Here is a 17,556-nt window from a genome sequence, read left to right as displayed (position 1 = left end):
CCGTTACTTACTCATGGTGGCGATGTTAAAGACCTGCTCAAGCATCGGATTAAAGGTGAAGCCTTTGACCTCTTTGTTCATCGCCAGCTGGTAGTTCTTCTGGAACAGATAAACGTAAGCCGCCTCGTCAATCACCACTTTCTGCGCCTGCTGGTAATCTTTGGTGCGTTCCGCCTGATCGGTGGTTTTCAGTGCCGCCTGCAACAATGCATCGACCTCTTTGTTCTCATAGAATGAGCGGTTACCCGGCAGCCCTTTTTTGTCCGATTCGAACCAGTAGTTCATGAACATGTACGGGTCAGCGAAGTCCGGGCTCCAGTTACCAATCGCAATGTCATAATCACCTTTGCCGACGCGGTCGCGCATGGTGGCGTTCGCCAGTTTCTCGAGCTTGACGTTAATCCCCAGCTTGCCCAGGCTCGCCTGCGTGGAGAGGGCGATAGGCTCCCAGTTCGGGTCGTTATCGGAGTAGAGGAACGTCAGGCTGGCCGGTTTATCGTTGACTTTCTCCAGCGCCGCTTTGGCCTTAGCCTCGTCAAAGCTGTACTGCATGGCGTTCGCATCGAAGCCCCACATGCCCTCCGGGATCGGGCCGCGCATCTGCTTGCCGTTCCCGCTGAGAATGCCTTTCACCATCCCCTGATAATCGGTGGCCCAGGAGACCGCGCGGCGCAAATCCACCTGATTCATCGGAGGCTTACTGTTGTTCAGATAGAGGTAGGTCACCCGCAGGGACGGGTATTCCGCCACGGCCACTTTGCCTTCCTGCTTCAGAGCGGCAAGCTGATCCACCGGCAGGGCATCGGCGATATCCAGATCGCCACGGGAAAGTTGCAGGCGACGCGAGGCGCTTTCACCGATAATCTTCACCGAGACGCGCTTGAAGTACGGCTTTTCACCCGGCCAGTGTGGGTTGGGCACCATCACCAGCTGCTGACCTTTCCGCCAGCTTTTCAGCATAAACGGTCCGGAACCCGCGGTGTTTTGCGCCAGGAAACCGCGCGCGTCGTCGGCGGCATTGGCTTTCAGCACCACCGGGTTGACGATCGACGCGCCGTCATTGGCCAGCGTGTAGAGGAACGGGGCGAACGGCTGGCTGAGGGTGAATTTCACCGTATGTTCATCCACCGCGTCCACTTTCAAATCTTTCGGGAACGCTTCGGAAGGTCCCTGATTAATTTTCAGCAGACGTTCAAACGACAGCTTGACCGCTTCGGCGGTCACCGGCGTGCCGTCGGAGAATTTTGCATTATCTGCCAGGGTGAACGTCCACTCTTTCTGGTCGTCAGACGCCTTCCAGCCCGTCGACAGATCGCCTTCCACCTCCGTGGTGCCAGGCTTGTATTTCACCAGACGCTGGTACGAGGGGTAGGTCACCGTCCAGTCGTTGTTATCGATAGTGACCGCCGGATCCAGCGTTTGCGGATCGGCAGCTTTCCCAATCACCAGCATATCTTTTGGCACCGCCGCCAGCGCGAGAGGGGCGCTCAGGGCGAGCGTAGCGGCAATCAGGGTTGTAAGCAGCGTAGTTTTCATGGCCGGGCTCCAGAATTAGAGTGAGTGTGTGGTCGGATAACAGGCGAACTGGTCATCTAACAGCGGGTAGCTGGCGGCGTTCGGCAGTTCGAAATGCCACCACTCGCTGCTGATGCCCACAAAACCTCCGCCGTACATCACGGCGTTCAGGAGCAGACGATTTCGCTGCGCCTCGGGCGGAACGGAAGGGTGCCAGGCATGAGAACGGTCGTGCATTTCGTCAAACCCGGCGCCCATATCCAGCACGTTGTCGTGTTCATCCATCAGCGTGACGTCAATGGCGGTGCCCCGGCTGTGGTTAGAGCCAATTGCGACATCCACCACGTATTCCGGATTGGGGCAGGCATCCCAGAGTTGCGCCTGCGCCTGCTGGGGGCGGTAGGCGTCGTAAACCACCAGCTTCAGACCGGCCAGCGCGGCGATGCTGATCGCTTTCGCCAGCGCGGTGGCGGCATCCGTATGCAGCAGGCACGCGGCGTGCTGGTAGATCGGGCGGCCGGTGATGTTATCGGCGGTCGCGTATTTCAGATCGATATGCAGCGTGGGAAAGGTTTTCGCCACATCAATCAGTTGACTCTCTTCAGGCATAGCTCCGCTCCTTTAGCGTTCAAATTGACCAAACTCTTGTTGTAGTTGTCGGTTGATTGCCAGACGTTCCGGCAGCGCATCGCCCAGCGCCTCCACAACGCCCGACAGCAGCAGGTTGAAGAGACAGCTCACCGGCGCCAGCGAATCCCAGAAATGGCCGGTATCGGTCTTCACCTGGAGTAAATCAATCGGATAATCCCGCGCCCACGGGCACCAGATATCGGTGATCAGCGCCATCGCCAGGCCTTTTTCGCTCGCCACGCGGCAGTACTGGCGGGCAATGGCGGAGTAGGCGCGGGTATCCGTCAGCACGATATACGGGTTCGCAAAGCCGGAGTTAAGAGACTCCACCCAGCTACCGGAGAGCCCTTCGGAATAGCTCACACGCGGGCGCAGATACTCCAGATGGCTGAAGAACGCATTGGCGATCCCGCGCGTGGACTGGATCCCCAGCACGAAGACGGCGTCGGCATGGGTAAGTTGCTGGACCACCTGCCTGAACGTTTCGCTTTGCGCCAGCTGGTAGACATGGGCAATGGCGTCCACCTCCAGCGACAGGGAGTGCTGAAGGCGACCCGACAGCGGCTGTTGCTGCTTCCAGGAGTCGAGACGCTCGTTAATGCCCCAGGGCTGGTGGGGATCGCGCAGGCTTTTTTTGGCGTCGTCCAGGTTGCGATAGCCCAGCTTGCGCAGAAAGCGTCCGACGGTGATCCCGCTGGTTGCCGTGGCCAGTGCCACGCTCTCTGCCGTTTCAAAGGGGATCTGCCCGACGTGCGCCAGCATCCAGCTTGCCACCCGCTTTTCGCTCGGGGTGAGCTGGCTAAAGGTCGCTTCGATACGGCTCAACACCTCAGGTTTGGTCGTCATACCGCCTCGCTGTTAACTGGCTGTCAAAGGCCGGGATTCTGTTACCGGATTAACAATGCAGGACGCGTGCCATGTTCACATTGCGGCGAAAACGCGCTGTGCAGCAAAGTTAATGCAATATTTGTTTAACAGGTGCTCAACATTTGTGCAGCGTAGTTCACTTTTGGTGCAGTGTCCGGCCTGAGCGGTATCTATTTGGTGAATACGTCAGCCTCTTCACATTTTTTGGTAAGATGAACGCTCTGGGAATAAGAGAGGGAGCCTAACATGGCGAATTTGCCCTGGCGGGTCAGCGTGCGCCTGATGGTTCTCGCAAAAAAAATAGCGATGGTCATCGGGATCATTGTGCTCGTGCTGCTGGCGGTGCGGGTTTATCTTTCGCAGCAGGGGCCGGCTCTGCATCACTGGCACACCTGGCGGGCTGATGAAATGTCCGTGCAGGAGATGGATAACGCGACCTTCGCAGCGTATGTCGCGCGGGAAAACGCCATCTTCACCGCTCTCGACGCTGAGGTGACGGCGAAAGTCACCCCCGCAGAGCGCACGCCGCTGAACCGTTATTACCGTCAAAGCCTGGTATGGCCAGGACACTTTTCCCCGGATGCAAACCGGTCGTTCGTGCTGATGCCTGCCGGAAAGCCACGCGGGGCGGTGGTATTGCTGCACGGTCTGACGGACTCGCCCTACAGCGTCAGGCATCTGGCAGAGAATTATCAAAAGCACGGCTTTGTGGCCGTAGTGCCTCGTTTGCCCGGACACGGCACGGCGCCGGGCGCGCTGACAGACGTTGACTGGGAGGCGTGGCTGGCGGCAACGCGCCTTGCGGTTCGTGAAGCAACACGCCTGACGGGGAACGATCTCCCCCTGCATCTGGTGGGCTACTCCAACGGTGGGGCGCTGGCGATGAAATACGCCCTCGACGCCCTTGATGCGCCTGAACTGCGTAAACCTCAGCAGATCGTGTTGCTCTCCCCGATGATTGGCGTCACGGCGTTTGCGCGCTTTGCCGGATTCGCCGGGCTACCGGCCATGTTACCGGCGTTTGCCAAAGCCGCGTGGCTCAACATTTCGCCGGAATATAATCCTTATAAATATAATTCGTTCCCGGTGAATGCAGCACGTCAGTCCTGGCTGCTTACCCAGGCGCTGCATGAGCAGATAAACCGCGATGTTCATGATCACAAACTGGCGCAGTTTCCGCCGGTACTGGCGTTTCAGTCGGTCATGGATTCAACGGTCAGTACCCGCGCCGTGGTTAGCGGGCTGTTTGACCAGCTTCCGGCAAACGGCAGCGAACTGGTAGTTTTTGATATCAACCAGGCCGGGAGTTTCCGTCCACTGTTCAGGCCATCGTCCTGGACGGCGGTGGCTGACATGCTGCCCAAGGCAAAAAGACGTTACAGCGTCACAATTGTGACCAATGCCAGCCCCGACAGGTTTGATATGGTGACAAAGACGACGCCAGCGGGTAGCACCCGGGAAACGGTGATGCCGCTGTCGGTCGCGTATCCGCAGGAGGTTTATTCCCTGTCGCATGTTGCTATTCCGTTCCCGCCTGATGACGATCTGTATGGCCGCCATCCTGAGGTGAAAAACCACTACGGTATCAGCCTGGGGACGATAGCCCTGTGGGGAGAAACATCGGTTCTGAGCGTTGGCAAAGATGCGCTGATGCGCGTGACGTCGAATCCGTTCTACGATTATATGCAGACGCGGATCGACAGCCGTATCGGGGAGAATTAAGCCCAACGTGGAATAGATTAGGTCACACCGGGGAACTGTGTTAAACAGTACCGTTCAGGCGTATACCCCATACCGGACCCCGTTTCTGTGCTGACAACTCTTATTTATCGAAGCCAGCTGAGCTTAACCTGCACCTCCGCAGCGTTAAGCGCGCTGGTTGAACAGGCCAGGATCCGTAATACGGAGCAGGGCATCTCAGGCATTCTTCTCTCCCGTGGACGTGACGTTCTGCAAATTCTCGAAGGCACGGAACAGAGCGTCATCGCGCTTTTTAACACCATCCGTGCGGATGACCGGCATACCGGCGTGGTGGAGCTGATGCGCGATTACGGCCCGCGCAGACGTTTCGAAGACGTGGGAATGCTGCTGTTTGACCTGGATGTTCAGACCCCGAAAGCGGTTCTGGCGTCGGTTCTGCATTACAGCAAGCTGGAAAGCTATCTGACTTCTGAGGATCGGGTCTTCAAATTTATTCAGACCTTTATCACCGGCAAAACCGCTATCCCACCCGCTTCGGACTATGAGCCTGATAAATGGACGCTTTCGCGAGAGCGCGCGCCGTTTGGTAAAGGGTTAGGTCTGCTGGCGGGACAGCCCTGCCAGTTTGCGCTGCAACCCATTGTCGAGCCGTCCGAAGGCAAAATCAGTTCTCTCGAAGCGCTTATACGCGGAAACGACGGCGGCAGCCCGGAGCATTTCTTCCGTAGTCTCGATCGTGAACAGATTTACGAAGTCGACCTGCAAACCAAAGCCTGGACCTTTGCGCTGGCGCAAAAGCTCGGCATCGGCAGCCACAAACTGGCGGTGAACCTGCTGCCAATGTCGCTGGTTAACGTGCCGGGCGCGGTAGAGTTCCTGGTAACGCAGATCAAAAAGCACAATCTACAGCCAGAGCAGGTGATCATTGAAGTCACTGAGAGCGAGATGATCTCTGGCTTCAACCAGTTTAACAGCGCCATTAAACAGCTGCGCGCGGAAGGGGTTGGGCTGGCGATAGATGATTTTGGTTCCGGCTATGCTGGTCTTTCACTGCTCACCCGGTTTCAACCGGATAAGCTCAAAATCGACAGAGAGATCGTCAGCGATATCCACCTGAGCGGGCCCAAGCAGGCGATTGTGAAGTCGATAATCAGCTGCTGCACCGATCTGGAGATTACGCTGGTCGCAGAAGGCATTGAGAAGATAGAAGAGTGGTGCTGGCTTGAATCCGCCGGTATTCGCCGCTTCCAGGGCTTTTTGTTCGCCCGCCCGCAGCTCAATGGCGTAGGTGATATCCACTGGCCCCATCGGGTGGGTTAAGCAAATTTTCCCTCGCCATATTTCCCCGACACCCTGCCTGTGCTTAAATAGCTAAACCGGTTTAACATGATTTAGCTAAGAAGGTGATATGGAGACGATCTGGGTACTTGGCGATGCCGTGGTGGATCTGTTGCCCGACGGAGAGGGCAAACTGCTGCAATGTCCTGGCGGCGCACCGGCCAATGTCGCGGTAGGGGTTGCGCGTCTGGGCGGCAGAAGCGCCTTTATAGGCCGGGTGGGCGACGACCCCTTCGGGCGTTTTATGCAAAAAACGCTTGCGGATGAGCAGGTTAATACAGAATGGCTGCGCCTGGACCCGCAGCATCGCACCTCCACGGTGGTGGTGGATCTCGATAACGACGGTGAACGTTCCTTTACCTTTATGGTTCGACCGAGCGCTGATTTATTCCTCGACTCTGCCGATCTCCCGCCATTCCGCGCCGGGGAGTGGCTGCACGTCTGCTCTATCGCGCTCAGCGCCGAACCCAGCCGTTCCGCGACGTTTCAGGCGATGTCCGCTATCAGACTGGCGGGGGGATTCGTCAGCTTTGACCCCAATATCCGCGCCGATCTCTGGCACGATGAAGTCGAGCTGCGTCAGTGCCTTGAGCGGGCATTAGCCTGTGCAGATGTGGTGAAAATCTCGGTGGAAGAACTGGCGTTCTTAACCGGAAATGCGCAGGTCCATGAGGGGCTGGCGGCGCTGATGCGCACCTGTCCGGCCAGGCTGGTGCTGGTGACACAGGGAAAAGAGGGCGTCACCGCCTGGCAGAAAGGCGCGTTGACGCACTATCCTGCATCACCCGTGGAATGCATTGATACCACCGGCGCGGGGGATGCTTTCGTCGCCGGGCTGCTGTTCGGTCTGGCTCGTGATGGCCAGGCCCGTCTTTCAGAGGTCATCACGCTGGCGCAGCGCTGTGGGGCGCTGGCGACAACCGCAAAAGGGGCAATGACCGCGCTGCCTTATCATCACGAACTGTAATTCACCTCTCCAGGCCTCCGGTCGGCGGCCTGAATTGTCGCCTCGATCACACTTACTAAAACGGTTTAGCAAAAAACGTTGCCGATCCAAAATTCAACGGTTTAGTATCATCAGCCTAAACCGGTTTAGCAATTTAGCACTTTCACCGATAGTTATTAGGGATGCGACAAAATGTATAAAAAACGCAGACTTGCCGTGATGATAGGCATGCTGGCCGGGAGTACCTCTGTTTTTGCCCAGACGGATATGACACGTATCGAAGCGCGCCTGGCGGCGCTGGAGCAGCGTTTGCAGGAGGCGGAAACCCGCGCGCAGGTTGCTGAAAAGCGCGCAACGGCAGCGGAACAGAAAACACAGCAGCTGGTGGCTGCGCAGCAGGAAGCGCAAACCTCCACACAGGCGGTGGCGCAACGTACCACGGTGCTGGAAGAAAAAGCCGACCGGACAGGCGGTTTTGAATTTCACGGTTACGCCCGTTCCGGCCTGCTGATGAACGACGCGGCCTCCAGCAGCAAAAGCGGCCCTTATCTGACGCCCGCCGGGGAAACGGGCGGGGCCATCGGGCGTCTGGGGAACGAAGCGGATACCTACGTTGAGCTGAATGTTGAGCACAAACAGACGCTGGAGAATGGTGCGACGACGCGCTTTAAGGCGATGCTGGCCGACGGCCAGAAAACCTATAACGACTGGTCGGCAGACAGCAGCGACCTGAACATTCGTCAGGCCTTTGCCGAGCTGGGCAATTTGCCTGACTTTACCGGTGCGCTGAAGGGCAGTACCTTCTGGGCGGGTAAGCGTTTTGACCGCGACAACTTCGACATTCACTGGCTGGATTCCGACGTGGTGTTTCTCGCCGGGACCGGCGGCGGCGTCTACGACGTGAAGTGGAACGATACGCTGCGCAGTAACTTCTCCCTTTATGGCCGTAACTTCGGCAGCGAAGAGGAGATCGACAACAACGTTCAGAACTACATCCTCAGCATGAATCACTTCGCCGGGCCGGTGCAGATGATGGTCAGCGGCTTACGGGCAAAAGATAATGACGACCGTAAGGACAGCAACGGCGATCCGATTAAAACCGACGCGGCCAATAACGGGGTACATGCGCTGGTTGGTCTGCATAACGAGAGCTTCTACGGCCTGCGGGAAGGTTCCGCCAAAACGGCGCTGCTTTACGGCCACGGTCTGGGCGCCGAGGTGAAAAGCATTGGTTCAGACGGCGCGCTGCTGTCAGAAGCCGATACCTGGCGTTTTGCAAGTTACGGTGTCACGCCGCTGGGCGGTGGCTGGCACATTGCGCCCGCCGTGCTGGCGCAAAGCAGTAAGGACCGCTACGTGAAGGGCGACAGCTATGAGTGGGTCACGCTCAATACGCGTCTGATCAAAGAGGTGACCCAGAATTTCGCCCTCGCGTTCGAAGGCAGCTATCAGTACATGGATTTAAGCCCGGAAGGCTACAAGGATCGCAATGCGGTTAACGGTAGCTTCTACAAGCTGACCTTCGCCCCGACGTTAAAGGCGGGCAAAATTGGCGATTTCTTCAGCCGTCCGGAGCTGCGCCTGTTCGCCACCTGGATGGACTGGAGCAGCAAGCTGGATAACTACGCCAGCGATGACGCCTTTGGCAGCAGCGGCTTCAACGCGGGCGGGGAATGGAACTTTGGGGTGCAGATGGAAACCTGGTTTTAACCCTTCACGCTCCCGCATCGCGGGGGCGTTTCGAACACCATAAAAAGAGGTCAGGAAGAGGTATCTATGGATTTTAATCATATTGCGCGCGAGCTTATTCCGCTGCTCGGTGGCAAAGAGAACATTGCCAGCGCGGCACATTGCGCCACGCGCCTTCGTCTGGTGCTGGTCGATGATGCGCTTGCCGACCAGCAGGCTATCGGCAAGGTTGAAGGCGTGAAAGGCTGTTTTCGAAACGCCGGGCAGATGCAGGTGATCTTCGGCACCGGGGTGGTGAATAAGGTTTACGCCGCGTTTATTCAGGCGGCAGGGATTAGCGAGTCCAGTAAATCGGAAGCGGCGGATATTGCGGCCCGCAAGCTGAACCCGTTCCAGCGTATCGCGCGTCTGCTCTCCAACATCTTCGTGCCGATTATCCCGGCGATCGTGGCCTCGGGTCTGCTGATGGGCCTGCTGGGGATGGTTAAAACCTACGGCTGGGTTAATCCGGATAACGCGCTCTATATCATGCTGGATATGTGCAGCTCGGCGGCGTTTATTATTCTGCCGATCCTGATTGGCTTCACCGCCGCGCGGGAGTTTGGCGGCAACCCGTATCTGGGGGCAACGCTCGGCGGCATCCTGACTCATCCGGCGCTGACCAACGCCTGGGGCGTAGCATCCGGCTTCCACACCATGAACTTCTTCGGTCTTGAAATCGCCATGATTGGCTATCAGGGAACCGTCTTCCCGGTGCTGCTGGCGGTGTGGTTTATGAGCATTGTGGAAAAACAGCTGCGCCGGGCGATCCCGGATGCGTTAGATCTGATCCTGACGCCGTTCCTGACCGTCATTATCTCCGGCTTCATTGCGCTATTGATTATTGGCCCGGCGGGACGCGCGCTGGGCGACGGGATCTCCTTCATTCTTAGCACCCTGATTGCCCACGCGGGCTGGCTGGCCGGGCTGCTGTTTGGTGGGCTCTATTCGGTGATTGTCATTACCGGCATTCACCACAGCTTCCACGCCATTGAGGCCGGGCTGCTGGGTAATCCGTCGATTGGCGTTAACTTCCTGCTGCCGATCTGGGCGATGGCGAACGTGGCGCAGGGCGGGGCGTGTCTGGCGGTGTGGTTCAAAACCCGCGATGCCAAAATCAAAGCCATTACCTTACCGTCGGCGTTTTCCGCGATGCTGGGCATCACCGAAGCGGCAATTTTTGGCATCAACCTGCGTTTTGTGAAGCCGTTTATCGCGGCGCTGATCGGTGGTGCGGCGGGCGGTGCCTGGGTGGTGTCGGTGCATGTCTACATGACCGCCGTTGGCCTGACGGCGCTTCCCGGCATGGCGATTGTCCAGGCCAGCTCGCTGCTCAACTATATAATCGGCATGGTGATTGCCTTTGGCGTGGCGTTCACCGTCTCTCTGCTGCTGAAATATAAAACGGACTCTGAATAATGACCTTATCTTCCCGCTGGCCTGCCGTGTTGCAGGCCGTTATGCAAGGCCAGCCGCGTGCGCTGGCGGACAGCCACTATCCGCAGTGGCATCCCGCACCGGTGACAGGGCTGATGAACGATCCGAACGGATTTATCTGGTTTGCCGGGCGCTACCATCTGTTTTATCAGTGGAACCCGCTGGGCTGCGATCATCGCTACAAGTGTTGGGGGCACTGGAGCTCAGCAGATCTGGTGCACTGGCAGCACGAGCCAATGGCGCTGATGCCTGACGAAGAGTATGACCGCAATGGCTGTTACTCCGGCAGCGCCGTGGATAACAACGGCGTGCTGACCCTGTGCTATACCGGCAACGTTAAGTTTGACGATGGCGGCCGCACCGCCTGGCAGTGTCTGGCGGTGCAAAATGACGATGGCACGTTTGCCAAACTGGGACCTGTGTTGCCCCTGCCGGACGGGTACACCGGGCACGTCCGCGATCCGAAAGTATGGTGGCATGACGGGCTGTGGTACATGGTGCTCGGCGCGCAGGATCGACAGCAGCGCGGCAAGGTGCTGCTGTTTACGTCAGCCGATTTACACATCTGGGCGTCCTGCGGCGAAATCGCCGGTCACGGCGTCAACGGACTCACGGACGCGGGCTATATGTGGGAGTGCCCGGATCTGTTTGAGCTTGATGGCACACACGTCTTGATCTGCTGCCCGCAGGGGCTGGCGCGCGAACCGCATCGCTATCTCAACACCTATCCGGCCGTCTGGATGAGTGGGGCATTTGATTATCAAACGCCTGCATTTGCGCACGGCGAGCTGCATGAGCTTGACGCCGGTTTCGAATTTTACGCGCCGCAAACCACGGTGGCAGAAGATGGCCGCCGCATCCTCATCGGCTGGATGGGCGTGCCGGACGGCGAAGAGATGCTCCAGCCTACGCGGGCGCACGGCTGGATCCACCAGATGACCTGTCCTCGCGAGCTGCGCTACCGCGACGGTAAGCTCTGGCAAACCCCCGTCCGTGAGCTGGAAACGCTGCGCGAGGATGAACATCTCTGGCAGGGACGCGCCAGCGATGCCCCGGTGCTGGCGGGAGCGCGTCTTGAGTTCGAACTGAGCGCATCGAGCGTGAACGTGGATTTTGCCGGCGCGTTGCGGCTGATTGTGGATGATGAGGGGATCCGTCTGGAACGCGCCAGTCTGAAAACCACAGACACGCTGACCCGCTACTGGCAGGGCAATGTTCATCATTTACGCGTGCTGTGCGACTGTTCCAGCGTCGAAATTTTCATCAATCACGGTGAAGGCGTCATGAGCAGCCGCTATTTTCCTGACCATCCGGCCCAGGTACGCTTCGAAGGTGCGTCCGATATCACATTACGCTACTGGTCGCTGCGCAGCTGCATGATAGAATAGAGGTTTTGGCAGCCGGATCTAAGTCGTTGTGAGAAAAACAAAACGCGTCACCATTAAAGATATCGCGGAGCTCGCGGGGGTATCAAAAGCCACCGCCAGCCTGGTTCTGAACGGCCGCAGCAAAGAGCTTCGGGTGGCGGAGGAGACACGCGAGCGTGTGCTGGCGATTGCCAAAGAACATCATTATCAGCCCAGCATTCACGCCCGTTCGCTGCGGGACAACCGCAGCCACACCATTGGTCTGGTGGTGCCGGAAATCACCAACTACGGGTTTGCCGTTTTTTCTCATGAGCTGGAGACCCTCTGCCGCGAGGCGGGTGTTCAGCTGCTGATCTCCTGTAGCGATGAAAATCCGGGCCAGGAGACGGTGGTGGTCAATAACATGGTGGCCCGCCAGGTGGACGGGCTGATTGTCGCCTCCAGCATGCTCAACGACGCGGACTATCAAAAGCTGAGCGAACAGCTGCCCGTTGTGCTTTTTGACCGTCATATGAACGACAGTTCTTTGCCGCTGGTTCTCACCGATTCAATTACCCCAACCGCCACGCTGGTGGCCGACATCGCGCGCCAGCATCCGGATGAGTTCTACTTCCTCGGCGGTCAGCCGCGGCTTTCCCCGACGCGTGACCGTCTTGAAGGGTTTAAGCAGGGGCTGCGTGACGCTGGCGTCGAGTTACGTCCGGAGTGGATCATTCATGGTAATTACCATCCGAGCTCCGGCTACGAAATGTTTGCCGAGCTTTGCGCACGCCTGGGCCGCCCGCCAAAAGCCCTTTTTACCGCCGCCTGCGGTCTGCTGGAAGGGGTGTTGCGCTATATGGGGCAACATAATCTGCTGCAAAGCGATATGCGTCTGGCCAGCTTTGACGATCACTATCTCTATGATTCTCTGACCATTCCTGTCGATACCGTTCGTCAGGATAACCGCCAGCTCGCCTGGCACTGCTTTGATCTGATTGGCAAACTGATTGAAGGGGAAACGCCGGAGCCGATCCAGCGTAAGCTGGATGCCACCCTGCAACGGCGATACAAGTCCGTGGAGTGACAGGGTAACGTCTTAGGGTGACATCAATAACTTTAATTAATTAAAGATTGGATTCAGCCGATAACCAAAGGGAAATTATATCCCTGAGGTGTGTTATGTCGTTGAAAAAATCATCCCTGATTATCCTGTTTTCCCTGCTTTTCTTCTTTGTGGCCAGCACTATCACCAGCGTTGGGCTCATCATTAAAAGTAATACTTCGCTGGATAATGTGAACAAAGAAATTCAGGTGGTTCTGTCCATTATTGATCCCATTAACCACAGCCGAACCCTGCGCGTCAGGGTTATGGAGTATGTGAAAATGGTGGAAGCGGGGGACGCCACCGATCTGTCTGCGAAACTGGCCTCGGTTAAAGAGGCGCTGACCAAAGCCGATAGTGCATTTTCGGCGTTTATGGCCTCGCCGCGTTTGCCGGACGAAGCCCCGCTGGTCACTGCCTACCAGGAGGCGTGGCAAAACTACCGTAACCAGGGACTGGCGCCTCTCATCGCCGCTGCCGCCGCTCACGATGTGTCGCGGTTCAACGCTCTTATTCCCGTGGTGTCTCAACTCGATCGCCAATATGAAATTGTGCTCGATCAGGTTCTCTCCGTTCACCAGAAGTACGCCAAAACGCTGAACGAGGATGCGAGCCATAATTTCGTGTCGGGTCTGGTTATTATCGCCTGCATTGCGGTGCTGTTCGTGGTGGTGATCTTCGCCGTCAGCCTGCTGATGAAACGCGTGGTCTTTGCGCCGGTGAACCTGGCGCGCGAGCACTGTCGCCAGATTGCGGCCGGGAAGCTGGACGTACCGGTACCGATCAAGCGTGATTCCGGGAATGAAATCGATCACCTGATGTCCTCGATGGAGCAGATGCGCCAGGCGCTGCTCTCCACCATTTCTCAGGTGCGCGACGCCAGCCACACCGTGACGCATGCGGCGCAGGAAATTGCCTCCGGCAATATCGACCTGGCCTCCCGTACCGAGCAACAGGCTTCGGCCCTGACCCAGACGGCCGCCAGCATGGAAGAGCTGAGCGCGACGGTGGCGAATAACACCGACAACGTTTTCCAGGCCGGTAAGCTGGTGCAGGATGCCGTGAAAAATGCCCATACCGGTGAAGCGGTAACCCGTGAAGTCATCGAAACGATGAATACTATCGCGTCCAATTCGAAGCGTATTGAAGACATCACCAGCGTCATCAACAGCATTGCTTTCCAGACTAATATTCTGGCGCTAAACGCGGCCGTTGAAGCGGCGCGTGCTGGCGCGCAGGGGCGAGGATTTGCCGTGGTAGCAAGTGAAGTGCGCACCCTGGCACAAAAAAGCGCGGTGGCGGCGAAAGATATCGAAAGCCTTATCGCCCAGTCTGTTTCCAGCGTGAAAAACGGTGCACAACTGGTGAATCGTTCGGGAGAGGTGATTGATTCTATTATCAGCTCTGTGAATAAAGTGCATACGCTGATGGAACAGATTTCGGTTGCCTCAGAAGAGCAGAGCCGCGGGATTGGTCAGGTTGGGCAGGCCGTAACGGAGATGGACGGTGTGACCCAGCAGAACGCGGCGCTGGTGCAGCAATCCGCCGCCGCCGCGGCCTCGCTGGAGGAGCAGGCGCAGCAGCTGTCCCAGAGTATCTCGAGCTTTAGTTTGCCTGCTACGGCGTGATGTTCAGAGAGGCTCCTGAGGGAGCCTTTTTAATGTCTGCATGTAGCCGCTGCACAATCTCCTTCAGCCATTACTGTTATCCGTACAAAGCCGCTATCACATAAATTTTATCTTTCCCCGGCAATATTTCTGTTCCTCATCCGTCTACCTCATCAGAGACCATAATCATTCAACATAAACGAGGTACACATGAGAAATTTTGATATGCACGGAAAAGGTCACGGGCGTGGTTTGGGCCGCCATCGTATGGGTAAGGGCATCGTGATTGGCGCAGTCCTGTTCGTGGTGCTTGGCCTGCTGGTCATGTCCCTGTGGAACGCGTTGCTCCCGGCCATCCTGGGGGTTAAAGCCATTGGCTTCTGGCAGGCGCTGGGGATCCTGCTGCTGAGCCGCATTCTTTTCGGTGGGCTGGGTTTCCGTCCTGGTATGTTCGGTGCGCACCGCCGTATGCACGAACAATGGATGAATATGAGCCCCGAACAACGTGAGGCCTTCATTCAGCAGCGTCGGGCGGGATTTGGGCGCCACGGTCATTGCCGGTGGCACGATGGCCGGGATGAAAAGCGAGACGATAACGGTGCGAAAGCGCCGGAAGCCGAGTGAGCGATATGAAAGCCGGTGAGGCGGGGGAATCATTACTGATCTCGGCACTCAATGCCTGCCGCGCGCGGCTAAAAGCCTTCATTCGCGGACGGACTGCGGTTCGTGATGATGTCGATGATATTCTTCAGGAAGTGACCTGGCAGTTGATGAAAGTGGAACAGCCGGTCGAGAACGTCGCCGCCTGGCTGTTTCGCGCCGCACGAAATGAAATGATCGACCGGGCGCGAAAAAAGCACGAGGTTTCACTGCCGGGGTACCTGACAGCAGATGACGAGGACTTTCCGGAGCAGGAGATTGCAGAAACCTTATTCGGCGTACCGCAAACGCCGGAGGAGGAGTATCTCAACATGCTGCTATGGGAAGAGTTGGGGCAAGCCCTGTCGGAACTGCCGCCACCTCAGCGCGAGGTGTTTGAAAAAACGGAATTTGAGGGCTACAGCATGAAGGTACTGGCAGAGGAAACAGGCGACAGTGTGCAGGCGTTATTATCCCGCAAACACAAAGCCGTGCGATTTTTGCGTAGTCGCCTCAAGGATATTTATGAAGCGTTGACAGGGCATTAAACTTCGACCACTCTGAAAAACAATATCTTAGAGGGGGCGTTATGCTTCAACGGTTAGCAAAGAAAAAGGTGCTGTTACTCTCTGCTCTGATGATTTCAGGGCTGGTCAGGGCAGAGGAGCCGCTTCCGGATGTGGTGAAGCACTTCAGTGAACAGCAGGACATCAAAATCATCAAGAAAATTGACGCCCCCGGCGGCGCGCCAGCGTGGCTGGGACAATATCAGGACATGGGCGTGACGCTCTTTCTGACCCCTGACGGAAAGCACGTCGTGTCTGGCTATCTGTATGATGAGAAGGGAACCAACCTCAGCGAAGCCTTTTTCCAGAAAGAGATCTACGCCCCGATGGGCCGCGAGATGTGGAAAAAGCTCAATGCCGCGCATCCCCTGAAAGAGGGCGCGGAGAGTGCCCCGCGCAAAGTCTTCGTCTTTGCCGACCCGTTCTGCCCGTACTGCAAGCAGTTCTGGGCTGAAGCGCAGCCGTGGGTGAAGGCCGGGAAGGTTCAGCTCAACACGCTGCTGGTTGCGTTTCTTAACCCGAACAGCGGGCGTAACGCCTCCGCGATCCTGAATGCGAAAGATCCGGTGTCGGCCTGGAAAGCGTACGAGCTGTCCGGCGGTAAAAAGCTGCCGAAACCTGAAGGAGCGGCGTCCCGGGAAACCGTTGAGATCCTGCAAAATCACCAGACGCTCATGGACAGTCTCGGCGCGAATGCCACACCGGCTATTTATTACCTGAATGAGCAAAACGAACTGCAACAGGTCGTGGGTATGCCAGACGCAAAACAGCTTGAGGCGATGTTCGGACCGAAGCCGTAAAAAGAAAGGCAGAAACAGGACGTTTCTGCCTTTTTTCAGTCAACTACCCCAGCGTCCCCGGAGGTAATTAACTGCCTCCTGCGTCTGAGGCTGGTTAAGATAGTCTTCACGGAACAGGATGGTGCCCTTAACGTCTGGCAGTGAATCGTTGAGGTCGAGCTGTTTTTTCAGCTCCGGTACGCCGCCGTTTATCGTCCAGTCCGGTTCGTTTCTGGAAGGCGCGCCCACTTTGTAGAATGCGATCCCGATATACAGGCGGGTATGGGTCGGTTTCACCACGTCAGCCCACCATTTTGTCAGCACATCGTAACGTGCCGCGTCGCGGGCGAAGGGCCAGTAGATCTGCGGCGCAATGTAATCCAGTAACCCCTGCTGTACCCATTTGCGCGTGTCAGCGTAGGACTCATCGTAGGCTGCGGCGCCGCGCGTGTCCGAGCCTGCCGGGTCGAAGGAGCGATTGCGCCAGACCCCCGCCGGGCTAACGCCAAATTCGACCTCAGGTTTAGCCTGTTTGATCGCCCTGGAGACCTGCACAATTAACTGCTGCGTATTGTGTCGACGCCAGTCCGCTTTTGACGCAAATCCCTCGCCATAGCGCCTGAAGGTCCAGGCATCATTCAGGGGGGAACCCGGCGTCTCGGTGTAAAAATAGTCATCGAACTGAACGCCGTCGACAGGGTAGTGATTCACCACTTCCATCACTACCTGGGTTATCCAGTCCCGCACCTCGGGAATGCCCGGGTCGAGAACAAAACGATCCCCCGAGGTGCGGATCCACTCCGGATGCTGGATGTACACGCTGGAAGGATGAAGCGACGAGGTGCGGTTAAGCGCGGCGATGGTCGACGGCTTCGTGTTGGTGGAAACGCGGTACGGGTTAAACCACGCGTGAACCTTCATCCCGCGCTTGTGCGCTTCATCCAGCATAAACTGGAGCGGGTCGTAACCGGGATCTTCCCCGATAGTCCCCGTCAGGGTATCTGACCACGGCAGGATTTTAGAGGCCCACAGCGCCGTACTGTCCGGTTTTACCTGAAAGAAGACGGTGTTGATCCCAAGTTTTTTCAGCTTATCGAGTTTGTCCGTCAGCGCCTTCTGTTGCTGGGCGATACGCTGGTCCGCGCTACGGCCATTCACCGATGACACGGGAGGCCAGTCGAGACGGGAGACGGTCGCCAGCCAGATCCCGCGCATGGGTTCGTTGGTCTGCTGTACAGGTTTCGCCTGCGGCAGCGGGGTAACGAGTGATTTGGGTGGTTTGGAAGTGCAACTTACCAGTAAAAGCGCGCAGCCAAGCAGCGCGCCAGTCCGTTTTACGTGTCGCATCATTT

General features: G+C 57.3%; 15 protein-coding genes. 11 read left to right on the top strand and 4 right to left on the bottom strand.

Features of this window, described 5'->3' with window-relative positions; translation table 11 throughout:
- Nucleotides 1-3: 3 nt before the first annotated feature.
- Genes O1721_RS15490 through O1721_RS15480 form a run of 3 tightly spaced genes read right to left on the bottom strand, consistent with a single transcriptional unit; the run spans nt 4 to nt 2,991 of the window.
- Nucleotides 4-1,536, bottom strand: coding sequence for an ABC transporter substrate-binding protein (locus tag O1721_RS15490; protein WP_032648367.1), 1,533 nt, complete (start codon nt 1,534-1,536; stop codon nt 4-6).
- A 15-nt stretch (nt 1,537-1,551) separates the two neighbouring features.
- Nucleotides 1,552-2,124 carry a D-alanyl-D-alanine dipeptidase gene (ddpX, locus tag O1721_RS15485; RefSeq protein ID WP_032648365.1) on the bottom strand — a complete coding sequence of 191 codons (573 nt, stop codon included), beginning with the start codon at nt 2,122-2,124 and terminating at the stop codon, nt 1,552-1,554.
- A gap of 12 nt (nt 2,125-2,136) precedes the next feature.
- On the bottom strand, nt 2,137-2,991 hold the full coding sequence (locus O1721_RS15480; protein WP_023303764.1) for a MurR/RpiR family transcriptional regulator: 855 nt from the start codon (nt 2,989-2,991) through the stop codon (nt 2,137-2,139).
- 267 nt (nt 2,992-3,258) lie between these two features.
- Here O1721_RS15480 and O1721_RS15475 point away from each other — a divergent pair, with 267 nt between their 5' ends.
- From O1721_RS15475 to dsbG, 11 genes are all read left to right on the top strand, one after another.
- Nucleotides 3,259-4,734 carry an alpha/beta hydrolase gene (locus O1721_RS15475; RefSeq protein WP_032648363.1) on the top strand — a complete coding sequence of 492 codons (1,476 nt, stop codon included), beginning with the start codon at nt 3,259-3,261 and terminating at the stop codon, nt 4,732-4,734.
- 87 nt (nt 4,735-4,821) lie between these two features.
- On the top strand, nt 4,822-6,033 hold the full coding sequence (locus O1721_RS15470) for a diguanylate phosphodiesterase (protein ID WP_032648361.1): 1,212 nt from the start codon (nt 4,822-4,824) through the stop codon (nt 6,031-6,033).
- An 88-nt stretch (nt 6,034-6,121) separates the two neighbouring features.
- Entirely contained in the window at nt 6,122-7,018 is an 897-nt protein-coding gene (locus O1721_RS15465; protein WP_032648360.1) for an aminoimidazole riboside kinase, read from the top strand.
- Between the two features lie 171 nt (nt 7,019-7,189).
- Nucleotides 7,190-8,707 carry a carbohydrate porin gene (locus tag O1721_RS15460; RefSeq protein ID WP_023303760.1) on the top strand — a complete coding sequence of 506 codons (1,518 nt, stop codon included), beginning with the start codon at nt 7,190-7,192 and terminating at the stop codon, nt 8,705-8,707.
- A 66-nt stretch (nt 8,708-8,773) separates the two neighbouring features.
- On the top strand, nt 8,774-10,144 hold the full coding sequence (locus O1721_RS15455) for a sucrose-specific PTS transporter subunit IIBC (RefSeq protein ID WP_003857085.1): 1,371 nt from the start codon (nt 8,774-8,776) through the stop codon (nt 10,142-10,144).
- Nucleotides 10,144-11,550 carry a sucrose-6-phosphate hydrolase gene (locus O1721_RS15450; RefSeq protein ID WP_032648357.1) on the top strand — a complete coding sequence of 469 codons (1,407 nt, stop codon included), beginning with the start codon at nt 10,144-10,146 and terminating at the stop codon, nt 11,548-11,550. Before O1721_RS15455 ends, O1721_RS15450 begins: the two co-directional genes overlap by 1 nt.
- Before the next feature lie 28 nt (nt 11,551-11,578).
- Nucleotides 11,579-12,595, top strand: coding sequence for a LacI family DNA-binding transcriptional regulator (locus O1721_RS15445; protein ID WP_023303758.1), 1,017 nt, complete (start codon nt 11,579-11,581; stop codon nt 12,593-12,595).
- A 95-nt stretch (nt 12,596-12,690) separates the two neighbouring features.
- Nucleotides 12,691-14,241 (top strand): methyl-accepting chemotaxis protein, encoded by a 1,551-nt coding sequence (locus O1721_RS15440; protein ID WP_023303757.1) that lies wholly within the window; start codon nt 12,691-12,693, stop codon nt 14,239-14,241.
- A 189-nt stretch (nt 14,242-14,430) separates the two neighbouring features.
- Nucleotides 14,431-14,844 (top strand): hypothetical protein, encoded by a 414-nt coding sequence (locus O1721_RS15435; RefSeq protein ID WP_015570500.1) that lies wholly within the window; start codon nt 14,431-14,433, stop codon nt 14,842-14,844.
- A 5-nt stretch (nt 14,845-14,849) separates the two neighbouring features.
- Nucleotides 14,850-15,407: an RNA polymerase sigma factor gene (locus tag O1721_RS15430; protein WP_152818925.1), complete on the top strand. Its 558-nt coding sequence runs from the start codon at nt 14,850-14,852 to the stop codon at nt 15,405-15,407.
- Between the two features lie 41 nt (nt 15,408-15,448).
- Entirely contained in the window at nt 15,449-16,225 is a 777-nt protein-coding gene (gene dsbG, locus O1721_RS15425) for a thiol:disulfide interchange protein DsbG (RefSeq protein ID WP_032648353.1), read from the top strand.
- Between the two features lie 39 nt (nt 16,226-16,264).
- On the opposite strand, the gene O1721_RS15420 is transcribed toward dsbG, so the two are convergent.
- Entirely contained in the window at nt 16,265-17,554 is a 1,290-nt protein-coding gene (locus O1721_RS15420; protein ID WP_032648351.1) for a glycoside hydrolase family 10-like protein, read from the bottom strand.
- Between the last annotated feature and the right edge of the window lie 2 nt (nt 17,555-17,556).

Source organism: Enterobacter cloacae complex sp. HYC033_NIDB, from assembly GCF_056673335.1.
This window is presented reverse-complemented; position numbering and strand designations above follow the sequence as displayed.